The sequence below is a fragment of the Schaalia odontolytica genome (assembly GCF_005696695.1).
In the GTDB taxonomy this organism is placed as follows: Bacteria; Actinomycetota; Actinomycetes; order Actinomycetales; family Actinomycetaceae; genus Pauljensenia; species Pauljensenia odontolytica_C.
Genome location: NZ_CP040006.1, coordinates 2,102,681 through 2,120,264, shown reverse-complemented (window position 1 = coordinate 2,120,264; position 17,584 = coordinate 2,102,681). Strand labels below are relative to the sequence as shown.

The window sequence follows — 17,584 nt, the reverse complement described above, 5'->3', positions numbered from 1 at the left end:
CTTCAAGTTCAGAGATGGAATTGTGACCCCATATTGGGTGTTCTATCTCACGGTGGTGGGTGATTGGACGACTTCCGTCGCATTCACGAGGTCGGGGCGGGGTGGGGCGTTCATAAAGGCCCTTGTGGGTGGGTTGAAGGTCCCTATCAGTCGGGCGGTGTGTGACTTGTTCGACTACGATTGAGGTGTGACCGGGACCAAGCTCCCGCAAGCGCGGGTGAGGGGTCCGGCATGATTGATTCTGTCAATCGAGGACGCAACTGCGGCCTCGACAATCCGAAATGCCTCAGGAGGCAAAATGTCCGTGACCGAACAGGACGTGCGTGCAGCCGCTCCGGCGAACGCTCCCGAAGATGTCATCAAGTGGGTTGCTGAAATTGCTGAGCTGACCACGCCTGACGCCATCGAGTTCTCCGACGGCTCCCAGGAGGAGTGGGATCGCCTGACCTCTCAGATGGTCGAGAGCGGCATGTTCACCAAGCTCAACGAGGAGAAGCGCCCCAACTCGTTCCTGGCTCGCTCCAAGCCGTCCGACGTTGCGCGTGTTGAGTCCCGTACCTTCATCTGCTGTGAGAAGGAAGAGGACGCTGGCCCGACGAACCACTGGGCCGACCCCAAGGAAATGAAGGCCACCCTGCGCGAGAAGTTCACGGGTGCCATGAAGGGCCGCACCATGTACGTGGTGCCCTTCTCCATGGGCCCCCTGGGCGGCCCCATCTCCCAGCTCGGTGTTGAGATCACCGACTCCCCCTACGTCGTTGTCAACATGCGCATCATGACCCGCATGGGTGCTGCTGCCATGGACCTCATCAACGAGGGCCGCGTGTGGGTTCCCGCCGTTCACTCGGTCGGCGCTCCCCTCGAGCCCGGTCAGGAAGACTCCACCTGGCCCTGCAACGACGAGAAGTACATCACCCACTTCCCCGAGACCAACGAGATCTGGTCCTTCGGTTCGGGCTACGGCGGCAACGCCCTGCTCGGCAAGAAGTGCTTCGCCCTGCGTATCGCCTCGACGATGGCCCGCCGCGACGGCTGGATGGCCGAGCACATGCTCGTCCTGCGCCTGACCCGCGAGACCACCGGCCAGCAGTTCCACGTCACCGCCGCCTTCCCGTCGGCCTGTGGCAAGACCAACCTCGCCATGCTCCAGCCCACGATCCCCGGCTACAAGGTCGAGACCGTCGGCGACGACATCGCGTGGATGCGTCCCGGTGAGGATGGCCGCCTGCGCGCCATCAACCCCGAGGCTGGCTTCTTCGGCGTTGCCCCCGGCACCTCCTACAAGACCAACCCCATGGCCATGGAGACCGCCAAGGCCAACTCCATCTTCACGAACGTCGCCCTGACCGACGACGGCGACGTGTGGTGGGAAGGCATCGACGGCGAGGTTCCCTCGCACCTGATCGACTGGCACGGCAACGACTGGACCCCCGAGTCCGGCGAGAAGGCTGCTCACCCGAACAGCCGCTTCACCGTCCCCGCCTCGCAGTGCCCCATCATCTGCCCCGACTGGGAAGCCCCCGAGGGTGTCGCCATTGACGCCATCCTCTTCGGTGGCCGCCGCGCCACCAACGTCCCGCTGGTTGCCGAGCAGTACGAGCCCGCCCACGGCGTGTTCATCGGCGCCTCCGTGGCCTCCGAGGTCACCGCTGCTGCGACCGACGTCAAGGCCGGCTCGCTGCGCCACGACCCCTTCGCCATGCTGCCCTTCTGCGGCTACAACATGGCCGACTACTGGGGCCACTGGCTGGAGATGCAGGACAAGCTGGGCGAGAAGTTCCCGCACGTCTACCAGGTCAACTGGTTCCGTAAGGACGAAGAGGGCAACTTCATGTGGCCCGGCTACGGCGACAACGCCCGCGTCCTGGACTGGATCGTTCGCCGCGCCGCCGGCGAGGTCGAGGCCATCGATGGCGTGACCGGCCGCTACCCGAAGTTCGAGGACTTCAACCTCGACGGTCTGGACATCGACGAGGCCGTTTGGGCGAAGCTCTTCGCGATCGACCCCGACGCTTGGGCCGCTGAGATGGACGACACCGAGGAATACTTCTCGCAGTTCGGCGACAAGGTTCCCGCCGCCATCACCGAGCAGCTGGCCAAGTTCCGCGCGCGCATCGCCGCCGCGAAGCAGGCCTGATCAACGCGGACCTGAGGGCGAGCCCCGGAGGAAACTCCGGGGCTCGCCCCTTTTTCTCCCCGTGGGGGTGCTGAAACGCAGAGGAAAGATACCGAGCGGCAGTCAGCCCCAGCCTCGTCGATGAGGAAGCGAAAACTGACCGGGTTGTGTCAACGAGGAGCGGGAGGGGCTACACTGGAACAGCATCCGACCGCGCACGCAAGGAGAGCCCGTGCCCAACTACTTGACGAACGACGAGCTGGCCCACGCGAAGAGCCTGCTCGATCGCATGACCACCATCTACCAGCACACCGTCGTGGGTCAGGAAGGTCTGCGCCGCGCGCTCACCGCCTCGCTCCTCGCCGGCGGCCACGTCCTGGTTGAATCCGTGCCCGGCCTGGCGAAGACGACGGCCGCGCAGACCCTCGCGTCCGCGGTGTCCGGAACCTTCCACCGTATCCAGTGCACGCCCGACCTGATGCCCAATGACATCGTCGGCTCCCAGATCTGGAACCAGGAGCGCGGCGAGATGGTCACCCAGCTGGGCCCCGTCCACGCCAACATGGTCCTCCTCGACGAGATCAACCGTTCTTCGGCGAAGACCCAGTCCGCCATGCTCGAGGCCATGCAGGAACGTCAGACGACGATCGGCGGCGTCAACCACAAGCTGCCCAGCCCCTTCATGGTCATGGCCACCCAGAACCCCATCGAAGAAGAGGGCACCTACGTGCTGCCCGAGGCGCAGATGGACCGATTCCTCCTCAAGGAGGTCATCACCTACCCGACGCCCGTCGAGGAGCTCGAGGTTCTCACCCGCATCGACTCCGGCCAGATGAGCTCGCAGGCCTCGGTCGCGCCCATCACCCTTGACGACGTGCGCACCCTGCAGGAAGCGCGCCGACGCGTGTTCGTGCACGATACCCTCAAGGCCTACATCGTCGACATCGTCAACACCACCCGCGGCGCCGGCCCGAACCCGCTGCCGGGCTGGAACAAGCACGTGCGCGTGGGCGCCTCGCCCCGTGGTGGTATCGCCCTCATGCAGATCGCGCAGGCGATCGCCCTCATGGCGGGACGAAACCACGTCATGCCCGACGACATCAAGGAAATGCGCTACGGCATCCTGCGCCACCGCATCATCCGTACCTTTGACGCACTGGCGGACAACGTCTCCATCGAGGGCCTGATCGACGCCGTGTTCAACGCGGTGCCCGTGCCGTAACGATTCTCCCGCCCGCCGCCGACGCCCTCGAGGAACGCAATGCCTGTACGCTCGCGCGAAATCCACGCGCTCTCCACGCGCATCCAGCTGCCCGTTATGCGCAAGCTGCTGTCCATCATGGATGGACAGCACTCCGCGCTGCGGCAGGGACGCGGCTGGGAGTTCATGGACCTGGCTCCCTATCAGCCGGGCGACGACGTGCGCGAAATCGACTGGGCGGCGACGGCTCGCACCGGTTCGCCGGTCATCAAGAGGCACGAGGCCACGGCGAACCTGCAGGTTATGCTCGTCGTCGACACGGGCCGCGAAATGGGTGCTCTCGCCCCGTCGGGTGAGACGAAGGAAGAGGTCGCCCTCGCCGCATGCGAGGCGATCGCATGGCTGAGCGTCGCGCGCGGCGACCAGATCGGCCTCGTCGCCGGTGACGCCGAGCGCGTGCGCTTCATGCCGGCCCGATCCGGAAATGCCCACGCTGAAACCATCATGCGTCGCATCGAGGAGGACATCACGCTGTCCTCCCCGCACTCGGATGTGCCCAAGCTCTTGGCGCGTGCGCGGACGGTGACCCGACGCCGCAGCCTCATCGTCATCGTCACAGACGCAACCCAGCCGGAGCCGACGCGCCTGTCCGATGACCTCATCAAGTCCCTGTCCGTGCGCCACCAGGTCATCCTCGTGAGCGTCGAGGACATCGACCCGACCTCCCTTGAGGAGGGGACGAACGTGGTCGACGTGACCGAAGGGCCCCTCCCGGACTTCCTGCTGCGCGACTCGCAGCTGGCCGGGGAAGCCGCCAATCTCGTGGCGATGCGCCGACACGCGGTCGCCCAAATGCTCGATAAACGTGGGGTGATCCGCGTGGACGTGGGCTCCAGTCAGGACGTCCCGCGCGCACTCATGCGAGCCCTCGAAAGGGGAGCACATGTCCGGTGATCTCACCAATGGCCTGAACGATCCCGCACTCTACCCGAACTGGATGTGGATCCTGGGGACGGTACTCGTCGTGGCCGTCCTCGGGTGGATTGTCTACAGCATCTGGCGCTGGTGGACGTCGCGTATCGGCGAGGTCATGGAACTTCAGACGATCACGGATGCTCGCCGTAAGAAGTACCTCACCTACATCGATCAGATTGCTGACCGCTACGCCGACGGTGACCTGGATGCGCGCGGCGTTCACCTGGCGCTCGCGGGCCTCATGCGTGCCCTGGGCACCGAGCGAACGGGCCGAGACCTCGAGGTCGCGACCGTGTCCGAGGTGCGCGAGCTCGTTCCCGTGTGGCCGGGCCTGGCCAACATCCTGCAGGCCTGCGAAGTCCCCAGTTTCTCGGGCGATGAGATCCCGCAGGGACAGCCTTCTCACGAGGCCGTCACCAACGTCTTGACCATGGCCGTGGAGGCGGTGAACGTATGAGGTTCTGGTGGTTGATCCCCGTCGTCCTGGCGGTCGTCGCAATCGCGACGGTCGTCGGGTGGCTGCTCGCGCGTCGCGCCGGCGTGCGTTCGGGCAAGAAGGGCTGGGTTGCCAACACTGGCTACCTGCGCGGCCTGCCGAAGTACCAGGCGCTCGTGCGTCGCACGCGCGCCTCGCTGGCCATGGCCTTCGTCTGCTTCCTGATCGCCGTCATCGCGACCTCCGTGTCGGCGGGCGCGCCCGTTGACCGCTACGTCAAGCATGACAAGTCCGCGAGCCGCGACATCGTCCTGTGCCTGGACTCGTCTGGATCGATGCTGCCCTACGATTCGAAGATCGGCGAGGCCTTCCGGCAAATCATCTCCCACTTCGAGGGTGAGAGGATCTCGCTGCAGCTGTGGGACGCCTACTCGATGACGATGTTCCCGCTCACTGATGACTACGACATGGCCACCGACGTCCTCCAGGACATGTCGGACACGATCGACACCGGCCTCATCCAAATTGGTGGAAAGGTGTCTGGCACAAGGGAACTCTTCGAGTACCTGGAGCCCGTCTTGGACGAGGACCAGCAAGTCTCCTCGCTCGTCGGCGACGGTCTGGCCTCGTGCATCATGGGCTTCGACCATAACGACAAGCAGCGTTCCCGCACCATCCTGCTGGCCACAGACAACGAGGTGTACGGCGAGGGCGTCTACGACCTGAGCGAGGCGATCGAATTCGCGAAGAGCCAGGGCGTGACGGTCACGGCCCTGTACCCGGGATCGGATATCAGCCTGACCTACCAGGGCCTACAGCTGCGCGACGAGGTCCGTAAGACCGGAGGCGACTTCTACGATGCCTCGTCCCCGTCGGCTGTGGATAGTGTGGTGAAGCAGATCGAGGCCGAACAGAAAGAAGAACTCGACTCCGCTGGAAAGATGATGGAGACGGACCGCCCCGGCGCCGCCCTGGGGTGGACACTGATCGGCGTCGTGTCCCTGCTCGGTCTGCTGGCGTTCGGGAGGCTCTGACATGATTTTTCGCCCCGTCTTTCACCTGGCCCTCCTGGGCATCATTGCCGTGCTCGGCGCGCTCTTCGTGTTCCTGTCGGCCAAGCGCGCCACCCGCCGCCACGTCATGGACGTTCTGCGTCGCTTCCTCATCGTCGTCACAGTCATCATCATGGGCGCGGGCCCGTCGATCCCCGGCGAGGCACAGGAAGTGACCTCGACCCTCGAGGTCTACTTCGTCATCGACCGCACCGGCTCCATGGCCGCCGAGGACTGGGACGGCAGCAAGCCCCGCATCGACGGTGTGCGCAACGACATCTCGATCATGATGAACATCCTCACCGGCTCGCGCTTCTCCATCATGTCCTGGGACTCGAGGGGCCACACCGACCTGCCGCTGACCTCCGACGCTTCCGCGGTCATCTCGTACATGGATTCCTTTGATCGCGAGCTCTCCAGTTCCTCCCAGGGATCGTCGGTGAACCGACCCGCCCAAGACCTTGCCAAGCTCCTGAAGAAGAACAAGGAACGCCACCCCCAGAACGTGCGCGCGCTCTTCGTCTTCTCCGACGGCGAGACCTCCAACCAGGACCACTGGACCAGCGCCCCCTCCGGCAACGCCAGCGACTGGGATGCCGTCAAGGAGTACATCGACGGAGGCCTTGTCCTCGGCTACGGCACCGAGGAAGGCGGCCCCATGAAGGTGCTGCGCCTGGGTAACAGCGGCTCCCAGAGCGGTGGTGAACCCGAGTACATCCACGACTCCTCGAAGCCCGACAACCCGATCGCCATTTCGAAGATCGACGAGGCCGCCCTGAAGGATGTCGCCTCACGCGTGGGCGTCGACTACGTGCATTCGCCCGACAAGTCGGCGATCGAATCGCATGCTCGTTCCGTCCTCGACAAGGCGACGACGATGGCTGAGTCGCGCAACCTGAAAGACACGTATCGCTACATCATCTGGCCTTTCGCACTCCTTCTTGGGGCTCTCCTCGCGTGGGAGGGTGCCACGCTGGCGCTGCGCGCCCAACAGTTGAGGAACTCCCATGCCATCTGAAAACTCGCAGCCCGAAGCAGACCTCCTCCCCTTTGGTGCGCCCCAGGTCGATCCCGTCGATGCGTCCGTTCGTGCGAAGCTCACCAAGGCCTCGTCGGGTAAGCAGAAGATCCAGCGCAACCCCCGTGCGCTGCGCCCCCTGTGGTACTCCATCCCGATCCTTGTCATCGTGCTGAGCGTCGCCGCGTACCTGATCGGCCTCTCGCTCTGGTCGCGCTCATCCCTGAGCCACTGGAAGGCGCAGGAATATGACATCGCCCAGGCGGGCTACGAAGGCCAGATGGCGTGGACGAAGATTGGCATCGAGCGCTGGGTCGCGCACTACAACCGCGGCACCACTCTCGTGCGTCAGGGACAGACCGACGAGGGCGTGACGGAGCTGCGTACCGCCTTCGACCTTGTCCCCAAGGCCACCGAGGTCCAGCCTGGCCGACTCGAGCCCTTCTCCTACGAATGCCGCGTTCGCGTCAACCTTGCGATCGGCATCGAGATTCAGGGTGACGCGCAGGCTGCCGCCGGCGCCTACGGAAACGCCGCGACTACCTACCAGGAAGCCGAAGAGACTGTCGCCCCCTGTCAGACCGCCTCCAACTCCAGCCAGAACCAGTCCGACCAGAACCAGTCTGACGACCAGAACCAGTCCGACAACAAGGACCAGTCGAGTAACCAGAACCAGTCCGGCGACCAGCAGCAGTCTGGCAACCAGTCCGATAACCCCGCCGACCAGAACAAGGAACGCGTCGAGGATAAGAAGCAGAAGGCTGAGGAGCAGTCCCAGGAGCAGGGCGACCAGCAGAAGGATCAGCAGCAGGACCAGCAGAAGGACCAGCAGGACAAGGGGGCGAAGGATCAGCAGACGAACCCGAGTCCCAGCCCGAGCCCCACGCAAAACCCCTACGAGGGCGAGACCCCGGGAGAGAAGCAGCGCCGTGAGGAGCTGCAGCACAAGAACGATCAGCGCAACAAGGACCAGCGCGATAAGAGGGATGACCGCCGCAGCGGCAACCCGAACGGCGCCTGGTGAGGGTCGCAAGCCCGTCTCACTTTCGCTGTGACGTGCACCCATAAAACACCACGGTGGCCCGGAAGGCTACCAAACACCGATAGGCTTAAATCGTGAAGGTTCTTCTCGTTGGTAACGGGGGTCGCGAACACGCGATCGCCCGTGCGCTTGTACGAACGTCCACCCCCGAGCATCCTGTGGATCTTGTCGTCCAGGCGGGTAACCCCGCGCTGGAGCAGCTGGGACGCTCCCTGACCATGGATCCCCTGGATCCGAAGGACGTCGTCCGTCGCGCCACGTCCGAGAACGTCGACCTCGTGGTCGTCGGCCCCGAGGCCCCGCTCGTTGCGGGCGTCGCGGATGCGGTCCTGGATTACGGAATCCCCGTTTTTGGCCCGACGAAGGACGCGGCGCGTCTCGAGGCCTCCAAGTCTTTCGCGAAGCAGGTCATGGCCGATGCCGGCGTGGCCACGGCTCGCGCCTTCACGTGCACCACGATGGACGAGGTCGAGGCCGCGTTCGACGATCTGGGTGCCCCCTACGTCGTGAAGGATGACGCGCTTGCCGCCGGCAAGGGCGTCGTCGTGACCACCGACCGCGCCCAGGCCTCGGAGCATGCGCGCGCCTGCCTGTCGCGCGACGGGGGAGCGGTCGTCATCGAGGACTACCTCGACGGCCCCGAGGTCTCCCTCTTCTGCTTCGCCGACGGTGCCACCGTCGTGCCGCTGCAGCCCGCGCAGGACTTCAAGCGCGTGGGTGACGGCAACGAGGGTCCGAACACGGGCGGCATGGGCGCCTACAGCCCCCTGCCGTGGCTCCCCGAAGAGGCCACGCAGCGCATCGTCGATGAGGTGGCCCAGCCCGTCATCACCGAGATGGCGCGTCGCGGCACCCCCTTCCGCGGCCTCCTGTACTGCGGCCTCGCGATGACCTCGAAGGGCATCTGCGTTGTCGAGTTCAACGTGCGTTTCGGCGACCCGGAGACCCAGGCGGTCCTCGAGCGCCTCGACTCCCCGCTGGCCCCCATCCTGTACGCGGCCGCGACCGGCACTCTCGCCAAGGTCCCCGCCCCCGTGTGGAGCGAGGACGCGGCCGTCACGGTCGTCATGGCCTCGGGCGGCTACCCGGGCCCCACGGATACCGGACATGAGATCACGGGTATCGAAGCGGCCGAGGAGCTCGACGGCGTCCACGTTATCCACGCCGGCACCTCCGAGGAGATCACCGACGACCCGACCGATGTCGCGGCGGGATGCTGCGGCTTCGAGCCGACCTACGCGCTGGTGAACTCCGGCGGCCGAGTCCTCGACGTCGTCGCCCGCGCGGCAACGCTCGACGAGGCCCGGGCGCTCGCCTATCGCGGCGTCGACCTCATCCACTTCGACGGGGAGCACCACCGCAGCGACATCGCGACGTGGCCCGCCGACCTGGTCGTCACCCTTGACTGAGAACCCCTGAGGAGCATCATGACCGCCACCCTCCACGGCTGGACCCCGCTGAGCGCGGGCAAGGTTCGCGACATCTACGCTCCCGACGAGGCCGTGGTCGGCCCCGCGCCGCAGAGCGCTACCCCGGCGGGGCGCCCGCGCCACGCGAAGGCGGGACCGGAGGCGCTCCTCATGGTGACCTCGGACCGCATCAGCGCCTACGACTACGTGTTGCCCACGCTGATCCCCGGCAAGGGCGCGGTCCTCAACCAGCTCGCCATCTGGTGGATGGGACAGCTTCGTCCCCTCGTGGAAAACCACCTGCTGGCCGTCGGCACGAAGGCTCCGGCCGAGGCCTCGCGCGCCCTGGAGGGCGCCCAGCCCACGCGCTTCACGGTGCCCGCCGAGGTTGATGGGCGCGCGGTCGTGTGCCGCAGCCTGCACATGATCCCCATCGAGTGCGTCGTGCGCGGCTACCTGACCGGCTCAGGCCTGGCCGAGTACCGCGAGTCTGGATCCGTGTGCGGCATCAAGCTGCCCGAGGGCCTCACCGAGGCCTCGCGCCTCGAGGAGCCGATCTTCACGCCCGCCGCGAAGGCCGAGCTGGGCGAGCACGACGAGAACATCACCTTCGAGCAGACCGTCGGGCGCATCGGCGAGGAGCTCGCGGTCGCGATCCGCGACCTGTCGATCGCCCTGTACCGGGCCGCCCGCGACATCGCCGCCGAGCGCGGCATCATCATCGCGGACACCAAGTTTGAGTTCGGCATCGACGTGACCACGGGCGCGCTCGTGCTCGCGGATGAGATCCTCACGCCGGACTCCTCGCGATTCTGGCCCGCCGACCAGTGGGTGGAAGGCCAGGTCGCGCCCAGCTTCGATAAGCAGTACGTGCGCGACTGGCTGGTCTCCGAGCAGTCCGGCTGGGACCGCTCCTCGGGCGCCAACCCGCCCGCGCTGCCCGAATCCGTGGCCGCCGCGACCGCCGCGCGCTACGTCGAGGCATACCGCCGACTCACCGGGTCGGACCCCATCCTGTAAACAGACTTGCCCGCCGGGCAAGATGCACGGCGGGATCCTCACCAACAACACAAGGAGGAACGCCGTGGGGCGAATCATCGTGGAAGTGATGCCGAAGCCGGAAATCCTGGATCCCCAAGGTAAGGCTGTCGGTTCGGCGCTACCCAGGCTCGGAATCACGAGCTTTGAGGCCGTGCGCCAGGGTAAGTGCTTCCACCTGAGCGTGGACGGTCCCGTCACCGACGAGCTCCTGGACCAGGCCCGCAAGGCCGCCGAAGAGGTCCTGTCCAACCCGATCATCGAGGACGTTGTGCGCGTCGAGGCCATCGACGAGGCCGACGCCCGTTACGCGGGAGGCGTGCAGTGACCCGCGTCGGAGTCGTCACCTTCCCCGGCACCCTCGACGACCGCGACGCCGCCCGCGCGGTTGAAATCGCCGGTGCGCAGGCCGTGTCCCTGTGGCACAAGGATGCCGACCTGCACGGCGTCGACGCGGTCGTCATCCCCGGCGGCTTCTCCTACGGCGACTACCTGCGCTGCGGCGCTATCGCCGCGACCGCTCCCGTCATGAGCGAAATCGTGCGCGAAGCCGGACGAGGCCTGCCCGTCCTGGGCATCTGCAACGGCTTCCAGGTCCTGTGCGAGTCGCACCTGCTGCCCGGCGCGCTCATCCGCAACGACCATCAGAAGTTCCTGTGCCGCGACCAGGTGTTGCGCATCGAAAACGCGGACACCGCGTGGACGCGCACCTACAGCGTCGGCGACACCATCACCGTCCCCCTCAAGAACGGCGAAGGCAACTTCCAGGCGTCCCCCGCCGAGCTCGAACGACTCGAGGGTGAAGGCCGCGTCGTGTTCCGCTACGTCGACTTCAACCCCAACGGCTCCGCCAATGACATCGCGGGCGTCACCAACGCCGCGGGAAACGTCGTCGGCCTCATGCCCCACCCCGAGCACGCGACCGAAGCCGGCTTCGGCCCGCTCTCCCTCGGCCCCGACGGCGCCAGCCACCACGGCGGCACCGACGGCCTGGGCATCTTCCGTTCCGTCCTCGCATCCCTCGTCGGCTGACGACGCCACCGCGCCCTCACCCGTGAGGGAGCCCCGGCCTCGTCCCAGACCTTTCGAATGGAAACACGAATGACCTCCGAAAACACCCGCGAGCTGCCCGACACCGTCGAGAACGCCGCCGCGACCCCCGGCCAGGACATGCCCTGGAAGGAACTCGGCCTCAAAGAGGACGAATACCAGCGCATCTGCGACATCCTCGGGCGCCGACCCACCAACGCTGAGCTCGCCATGTACTCCGTCATGTGGTCCGAGCACTGCTCCTACAAGTCCTCCAAGAAGCACCTTGCCGAGCAGTTCGGCGCGCGCACGACCGACGCCATGAGGAAGAACCTCCTCGTCGGCATGGGCCAGAACGCCGGCGTCGTCGACATTGGCGGCGGCTGGGCCGTCACCTTCAAGGTCGAGTCCCACAACCACCCGTCCTTCGTCGAGCCCTACCAGGGTGCGGCCACCGGCGTGGGCGGCATCGTCCGCGACATCATCTCCATGGGCGCCCGCCCGATCGCCGTCATGGACCAGCTGCGCTTCGGCGCCGTCGACCACCCCGACACGGCGCGCGTCGTCCACGGCGTCGTCTCCGGCGTCGGCGGCTACGGCAACTGCCTGGGCCTGCCCAACATCGGCGGCGAAACCGAGTTTGACCCCTCCTACCAGGGCAACCCCCTCGTCAACGCGCTGTGCATCGGCAAGCTGCGCCACGACGACATCCACCTGGCCAACGCGACCGGTGAAGGCAACCTCGTCGTCCTCTTCGGCGCGCGCACCGGCGGCGACGGCATCGGCGGCGCCTCCATCCTCGCCTCCGAAACCTTCGAAGACGGCATGCCCGCCAAGCGCCCCTCCGTCCAGGTGGGCGACCCCTTCATGGAGAAGGTCCTCATCGAGTGCTGCCTCGACCTGTTCGAGGCCGACGTCGTCCAGGGCATCCAGGACCTCGGCGCCGCGGGCATCTCGTGCGCGACCTCCGAGCTGGCCTCCAACGGCGACTCCGGCATGCACGTCGACCTCGAGAACGTGCTCCTGCGCGACCCCACGCTCACCGCGGGCGAGATCCTCATGAGCGAGTCCCAGGAACGCATGATGGCGATCGTGACCCCCGAGGATCGCGAACGCTTCTTCGAGATCATCGACAAGTGGGACGTCGAGGCAGCGGTCATCGGCCACCTGACCGGCGACGGTCGCCTCACGATCGACCACCACGGTCACCGCATCGTCGACGTCGACCCGAAGACCGTCGCCCACGAGGGCCCCGTCTACGACCGCCCCTACGCGCGCCCCGCGTGGCAGGACGAGCTGCAGGCCGCCACCTCCGAGGATCTGGCGCGTCCCGCCACGCGCGAGGAACTGATCGCCGACGTGCGTGCCGTGCTCTCCGACGTTAACCAGGCCTCCAAGGCGTGGGTCACCGACCAGTACGACCGCTACGTGCAGGGCAACACCGCCCTCGCCCAGCCCGACGATGCGGGCGTCATCCGTATCGACGAGGAAAGCGGCCTCGGCGTCGCTCTGTCGACCGACGCCAACGGCTGGTACACCAAGCTCGACCCGGCAGCGGGCGCCCGCCAGGCCCTCGCCGAGTCCTACCGCAACGTCGCCGTCGTCGGCGCCGAGCCCGTCGCCATCACGGACTGCCTGAACTTCGGCAACCCCGAAGACACGGATGCCATGTGGCAGCTGGTGACCGCCATGACCGCGCTCGCGGACGGCTGCATCGAGCTCGAGATCCCCGTGACCGGCGGCAATGTGTCGCTGTACAACTTGTCTGGCACCGAGAAGGGCCTGCCGAACTCGTCGATCAACCCGACGCCCGTCATCGGCATGCTCGGCATCCTCCCCGACGTCACGCGCGCCAACCCCTCCGGCTTCACCGAAGAGGGCCTCGCCGTCATCCTCCTGGGCACCACCCGCGAGGAGTTCGACGGGTCCGCGTGGGCGCGCATTGCCCGCTCGCACCTGGGTGGCCTGCCGCCCGAGGTTGACCTGAAGGCCGAGGTTGCCCTCGGTAACGTCGTGCGTGCGCTGAGCGCCGCCGATGGACCCGACGGCCGACCCCTCGTGCGCGCCGCACACGACCTGTCGAACGGCGGCCTCGTGCAGTCCCTCGTGGACTCCGCGCTGCGCTTCGGCATCGGCGGCGTCTTCGACGTGGCCGGGGCCGCCCGCCGCGACTGCGTCGGCGACCACGAGATGCTCCTGTCCGAGTCCCAGGCCCGCGCCTTCGTCGCGGTGCCCGAGGCGGCCGTCAAGGCCGTGTTCGCGGCCGCCGAGGCCGAGGGCGTGGACGCCGTGCGCATCGGCACCACGGGCGGCGACATGCTCGCGATCAGCGGCGTGGACCTGCTCGCCGCCGAAGGCGAGGGCTGCGGCTGGATCGCCTCGATTGACGAGCTGCGTGAGCTGAGCGAGACCGGACGCAAGTACTTCTGAGCGTTCGCGTCTGAGTCGTAGCGTCTAGGGGCGCGGGCCTGCGGGCCCGCGCCCCTGTGCTGTGTTGCTTGTGGTGCCGCTGGCGGTCCGGGCGTCCGCTGCTCAACCTTCGGGCCCGGCCGCTGTGTGTGCCGGTGTTGCTTGTGGCCCCACGGGTGTTCCGGGCGCCGGAGGGCCCGGCCGCCCGCGAGGCTAGGCGTCCTCACTTCGTTCGGCGCCGCGCCTCGAAGCCCGCCCGTGCCCTCCGGTCCCTCCGGCGCCCTCCACACCAGTGGGGCTAGGTCGCTGATGTGTGGCGCGTCGTCTCGTAGCCCGGCCAGGCCCTGCCGCCGCCCACCGGCACCGCGGCAGCTACCTCCGGCGCCCTCCACACCAGTGGGGCTAGGTCGCTGATGTGTGGCGCGTCGTCTCGAAGCCCGGCCAGGCTCTCCTCAACGCAGCCAGGCCCCACCTTCACGCCGCAGGCCTCGTGTCCAGCGCTTGCGTCTATCGCTGCTGATTCCACACCCAATTTCGCATGCAATTCCCCCACGACTATTTCAAACATTGAATTCAGATCGTTGGAATTCTGCGGATTATGGGGTCATGTTGCGGAGGGGTGATGTGGAATTGCATGCGGAATCTCGGTGCGGATCCCCTGCTCCATGATTTAGCTTGTTGCTTGAGAGTATTGCACTAGATAGGGGGGCATTGCACTGCCTGGTTGCTAGTGCAATGGTGTGCTACCTGGTGCATTGCTGGCCTTTTTGGTGCAACACGTTGCTGGGTTGAAACCGCTGTCACCTTTGCGGCCCGGTCTTCGTGCGTGGGTGAAACCGCCATCACCTTTGCTCGCCCGAAATGTGTGTTTTTGCGGCATTGTGGGCGAGCAAAGGTGTCGCTGGTTTCATGCGTACCCGTAAAGGAGCTAGCAAAGGCAATGCTGGTTTCAAGGTTGCCGATGGATGCCTGAGCAGTGGTGCCACGGGTTGCACTGGGCCGCGTAGTGCGTCATGTCTGGGTGTGATTTTTTGCCAATAGGCGATGTTCGTGTGGTTCGGGTGCGAAAAAGTTCGCCCTGCACGCTCACAACACCCCAAATTCAGCGTTTTTGTGCGTGCTGGGCGAGTTTTTTCACGGAAGAGCCGCTGGAGAGTACGCACGTAAACCACTAGACATGCACGTGGGCGACGTTGCCCACGTGCATGTCATCGGGCCCGCGTGCGAGGTGTCGGGCCCGCGTGCAGGTCATCGGGCCTGCGTGCGTATTCGCGGGTGTGCATGTGACTGAGCTGCCTCATGAGGACTTCTTGTGCCGCGGTGGGGGCGGTCATGCAGGCAGTGATGGCAGCTGGGCCCATCTACTGGCAGTGTTAACCCTTCAATGCGAAGCTAAACCCACCTAGTGGAAGCTGGGCGCCGCCACCCGTCGGGTTAACGTGCGCATGAAAGGGCCCAGGCGGCCACCTGCTCGACCCGAGCGCACGCAAGCGAGCTGGCGGGCACGCCCCCGCTTATTGGCCCAGGTACTCCAGCCACCAACGAGTACCGGTGCGAAGTGTCATGAAGCAATGCCACGGTCAACAGGAACAATGTCCACTGTGTTCTGTGAGAACGCTCCGAACGCGTGCCATTTGGTCGAAGTACTACCAAAAGCCCACCCATCTTTGGCATACTGAGGGGCGGAAAATATCCGCCATCACAGGAGCCGTCCGTGCCTGAGCAAAATGTCCCCACTACAACTGAGCAGGCCCAGGCCTCGTCAGAGAGTGCCAGCAAACCCAGCCTGGGTCGCGTGATCGCAGCCTGGGCGGTGCACGCGTTCACGATCTCCGGGCTCGCATGGGCGACGCTCGCTCTGTTCGCGATGCTCGATAACAACATCCCCATGATGTGGCTGTGGTTCGTCATTGCCCTGATTGTTGACGGTGTCGACGGCACGCTGGCCCGCAAGGTCGGAGTCCGTCAGGTCATTCCCTGGTTCGACGGCGGCGTCGTCGACAACCTCGTTGACTACCTGACGTGGACGTTCCTGCCGGCGCTCTTCATGGCGATGTATCTGCCGTTTGGACCCAAGCCCATCCCGGTCATCATGATGGTGGTCATCATCGTCTCTTCCGTGTTCTGCTACGCGAACGACGGAGAGAAGTCGAACGACAACTACTTCGTGGGCTTCCCGGCGGCGTGGAACTGCGTTGCGATCGTCATGTACGTGCTTCAAACCCCCGCCTGGGTGAACATTGCGGCGACGATCTTCCTGGCGATCATGACGCTGGTCCCGCTGCACTACACGCACCCGGCGCGTGTGAAGCGTTTTCAGATCCCGAACATCATCGGTGCGGCCGCGTGGATCGTCGCGTGCGCGTACCTGGTGGTCGTGTACCCGGTCCAGCCCCTGTGGACTCTGATCCTGTTCTGGGTTGGCGGCGGCTGGTTCATGATCGCCGGCTTCATCCGCACAGCGACCGGCGAGGACAAGTAACCTCCTCGTCACGAACGAATACGAACGTCCCCCGGGCATTGCGCTCGGGGGACGTCGTTATGCGAGCCCGATAAACACATTCGCGGTCACGTCAGGTGAGGGCGGGCGAGTCTCAGAGGAACGAGGCCGGGGCAAGGTGCGCTGTGAACATACAGTATGCGGACGCTGGCCCCACAGGTGTGACGGGCGCCGGAGGGACCGGAGGGTCTGGCTGCGGTGCCCGTGGGCGGTGGCGGGGCCTGGCCGGGCTTCGAGACGACGCGCCGAGCCGAAGGCTCGCAGCGCGGACGGCGAGCGGGCGGGCCGCCGCCCACGGCGCAGCCCGGCCCAGCGGGCGACCGAGGCCGCCGGCACCCGGAGCGCCAGCTGGACGCAGCCGCATCGGAGCGCGCCTACAGCTGCTCTGCGAGGCCCTTCTTGACGGCGCGGTCGCGCTGGTAGCGGAAGACTTCGAGGAAGATACCGCCGAAGAAGATCAGCGCGATGGCGGTCCATACGCCGGGGGGAGCGTCGCGCCCGTACATGAGGAAGTACACGTAGGGGGCCAGGAAGGTCACGGAGGCGGTGATGGCGCCGACGACGCGGTGCCAGAGCTTTTGCCCGGCGACCATTTCGATGAGGCCCCACGTGTAGGGGATGGCGGTGATCATGTCGATGGCCCACAGGACGCGCCAGTCGCCCCGGAAGTCGGGGACGTACATGACGGGCAGGGCTCGCGCCATCGAGTAGACGAGGACGACGACGTAGGCGATGAACTTGGGGTTGCGGCACAGCCTGAGGAACGCTGAGCGTTCGATGATGGAGGCGCCGACGGCGCGCGAGGCGTGGGTGGCGTGTGACGAGGTCGTGAGCGTGTCGAGTCCGGCCATGGCGACGCGCATGAATTCGCGTTGCTCGTCGGTGCCGGCCGCCCATCGCTCGAGCAGCTCGAGGGGGGACAGAGCAATGGGAGTGTATCCGCCGGAGGGCGTGCCGGCCTCGTGGACGAGGTCGTCGCCGAGGGCCTCGCGCAGGCGGGGGAGCTGATCGGTGGGGATTTCGGCGATCCACAGGCGCACGCGGCGTTGGATGGCGTCGTGGAGTTCGTGGGAGAGTGCGTGTCCCGCGGCGGAGTGGGGCGAAAATCCTTCGGCGGCGATGTCGGCGAGGGCGCCGGGGTTTTCGACGATGCGGGTCGTGAGGTCACCGGCTCGGTCGACGCCGGAAACCTGGATGATGGTGGCCGCGTCCCACTGGTAGCTGCGTGCGATCTCGATGTCGAGGATCGAACGCAGCGTAATGAGGGAAGCTGTGTCGGTCACGGGTGGCCTCTCGTCGGAAGTTGTATGTATCCATTGTGCCTGACAAGGCGGTCGGAATGCACGCTCGGGGGAGAGA

General features: G+C 66.1%; 14 protein-coding genes. 13 read left to right on the top strand and 1 reads right to left on the bottom strand.

All coding sequences use genetic code 11. From position 1 onward, the window contains the following. Positions 1–298: 298 nt before the first annotated feature. From FBF35_RS09435 to FBF35_RS09375, 13 genes are all read left to right on the top strand, one after another. Positions 299–2,137, top strand: coding sequence for a phosphoenolpyruvate carboxykinase (GTP) (locus tag FBF35_RS09435; protein WP_060565882.1), 1,839 nt, complete (start codon positions 299–301; stop codon positions 2,135–2,137). Positions 2,138–2,348: 211 nt separating this feature from the next. Beyond that, positions 2,349–3,338: an AAA family ATPase gene (locus FBF35_RS09430; protein WP_131726610.1), complete on the top strand. Its 990-nt coding sequence runs from the start codon at positions 2,349–2,351 to the stop codon at positions 3,336–3,338. A 39-nt stretch (positions 3,339–3,377) separates the two neighbouring features. Continuing rightward, positions 3,378–4,271 carry a DUF58 domain-containing protein gene (locus FBF35_RS09425; protein WP_060565881.1) on the top strand — a complete coding sequence of 298 codons (894 nt, stop codon included), beginning with the start codon at positions 3,378–3,380 and terminating at the stop codon, positions 4,269–4,271. Next, positions 4,261–4,749 carry a hypothetical protein gene (locus FBF35_RS09420; protein WP_060565880.1) on the top strand — a complete coding sequence of 163 codons (489 nt, stop codon included), beginning with the start codon at positions 4,261–4,263 and terminating at the stop codon, positions 4,747–4,749. Before FBF35_RS09425 ends, FBF35_RS09420 begins: the two co-directional genes overlap by 11 nt. Beyond that, complete coding sequence (locus tag FBF35_RS09415) at positions 4,746–5,762, top strand: vWA domain-containing protein (protein ID WP_060565879.1); 1,017 nt, start codon at positions 4,746–4,748, stop codon at positions 5,760–5,762. Before FBF35_RS09420 ends, FBF35_RS09415 begins: the two co-directional genes overlap by 4 nt. A gap of 1 nt (position 5,763) precedes the next feature. Further along, the gene (locus tag FBF35_RS09410) at positions 5,764–6,798 is read left to right on the top strand and encodes a VWA domain-containing protein (protein ID WP_060565878.1); all 1,035 of its coding nucleotides are present in this window, start codon (positions 5,764–5,766) and stop codon (positions 6,796–6,798) included. Beyond that, positions 6,788–7,822 carry a hypothetical protein gene (locus FBF35_RS09405; RefSeq protein ID WP_060565877.1) on the top strand — a complete coding sequence of 345 codons (1,035 nt, stop codon included), beginning with the start codon at positions 6,788–6,790 and terminating at the stop codon, positions 7,820–7,822. Before FBF35_RS09410 ends, FBF35_RS09405 begins: the two co-directional genes overlap by 11 nt. Positions 7,823–7,914: 92 nt before the next feature. Continuing rightward, positions 7,915–9,249, top strand: a complete 1,335-nt coding sequence (gene purD / locus FBF35_RS09400; protein ID WP_060565876.1) for a phosphoribosylamine--glycine ligase — start codon at positions 7,915–7,917, stop codon at positions 9,247–9,249. Between the two features lie 18 nt (positions 9,250–9,267). Beyond that, entirely contained in the window at positions 9,268–10,269 is a 1,002-nt protein-coding gene (locus FBF35_RS09395; protein ID WP_060565875.1) for a phosphoribosylaminoimidazolesuccinocarboxamide synthase, read from the top strand. Between the two features lie 64 nt (positions 10,270–10,333). Beyond that, complete coding sequence (locus tag FBF35_RS09390; RefSeq protein WP_009054370.1) at positions 10,334–10,615, top strand: phosphoribosylformylglycinamidine synthase subunit PurS; 282 nt, start codon at positions 10,334–10,336, stop codon at positions 10,613–10,615. Then, positions 10,612–11,319, top strand: a complete 708-nt coding sequence (purQ, locus tag FBF35_RS09385; RefSeq protein WP_060565874.1) for a phosphoribosylformylglycinamidine synthase subunit PurQ — start codon at positions 10,612–10,614, stop codon at positions 11,317–11,319. Before FBF35_RS09390 ends, purQ begins: the two co-directional genes overlap by 4 nt. A 69-nt stretch (positions 11,320–11,388) precedes the next feature. Then, the gene (purL, locus tag FBF35_RS09380; RefSeq protein ID WP_060565873.1) at positions 11,389–13,746 is read left to right on the top strand and encodes a phosphoribosylformylglycinamidine synthase subunit PurL; all 2,358 of its coding nucleotides are present in this window, start codon (positions 11,389–11,391) and stop codon (positions 13,744–13,746) included. Positions 13,747–15,439: 1,693 nt separating this feature from the next. Continuing rightward, positions 15,440–16,207, top strand: a complete 768-nt coding sequence (locus tag FBF35_RS09375) for a CDP-alcohol phosphatidyltransferase family protein (RefSeq protein ID WP_060565871.1) — start codon at positions 15,440–15,442, stop codon at positions 16,205–16,207. A 392-nt stretch (positions 16,208–16,599) separates the two neighbouring features. On the opposite strand, the gene FBF35_RS09370 is transcribed toward FBF35_RS09375, so the two are convergent. Continuing rightward, entirely contained in the window at positions 16,600–17,508 is a 909-nt protein-coding gene (locus FBF35_RS09370; RefSeq protein ID WP_060565870.1) for a hypothetical protein, read from the bottom strand. Between the last annotated feature and the right edge of the window lie 76 nt (positions 17,509–17,584).

Excerpts from the sequence above, each read along its gene's own strand:
- FBF35_RS09435 (WP_060565882.1), top strand. The coding sequence starts at position 299 with ATGTCCGTGACCGAACAGGACGTGCGTGCAGCCGCTCCGGCGAACGCT.
- FBF35_RS09425 (WP_060565881.1), top strand. The coding sequence starts at position 3,378 with ATGCCTGTACGCTCGCGCGAAATCCACGCGCTCTCCACGCGCATCCAG.
- FBF35_RS09420 (WP_060565880.1), top strand. The coding sequence starts at position 4,261 with ATGTCCGGTGATCTCACCAATGGCCTGAACGATCCCGCACTCTACCCG.
- FBF35_RS09415 (WP_060565879.1), top strand. The coding sequence starts at position 4,746 with ATGAGGTTCTGGTGGTTGATCCCCGTCGTCCTGGCGGTCGTCGCAATC.
- FBF35_RS09410 (WP_060565878.1), top strand. The coding sequence starts at position 5,764 with ATGATTTTTCGCCCCGTCTTTCACCTGGCCCTCCTGGGCATCATTGCC.
- FBF35_RS09405 (WP_060565877.1), top strand. The coding sequence starts at position 6,788 with ATGCCATCTGAAAACTCGCAGCCCGAAGCAGACCTCCTCCCCTTTGGT.
- FBF35_RS09395 (WP_060565875.1), top strand. The coding sequence starts at position 9,268 with ATGACCGCCACCCTCCACGGCTGGACCCCGCTGAGCGCGGGCAAGGTT.
- purL (WP_060565873.1), top strand. The coding sequence starts at position 11,389 with ATGACCTCCGAAAACACCCGCGAGCTGCCCGACACCGTCGAGAACGCC.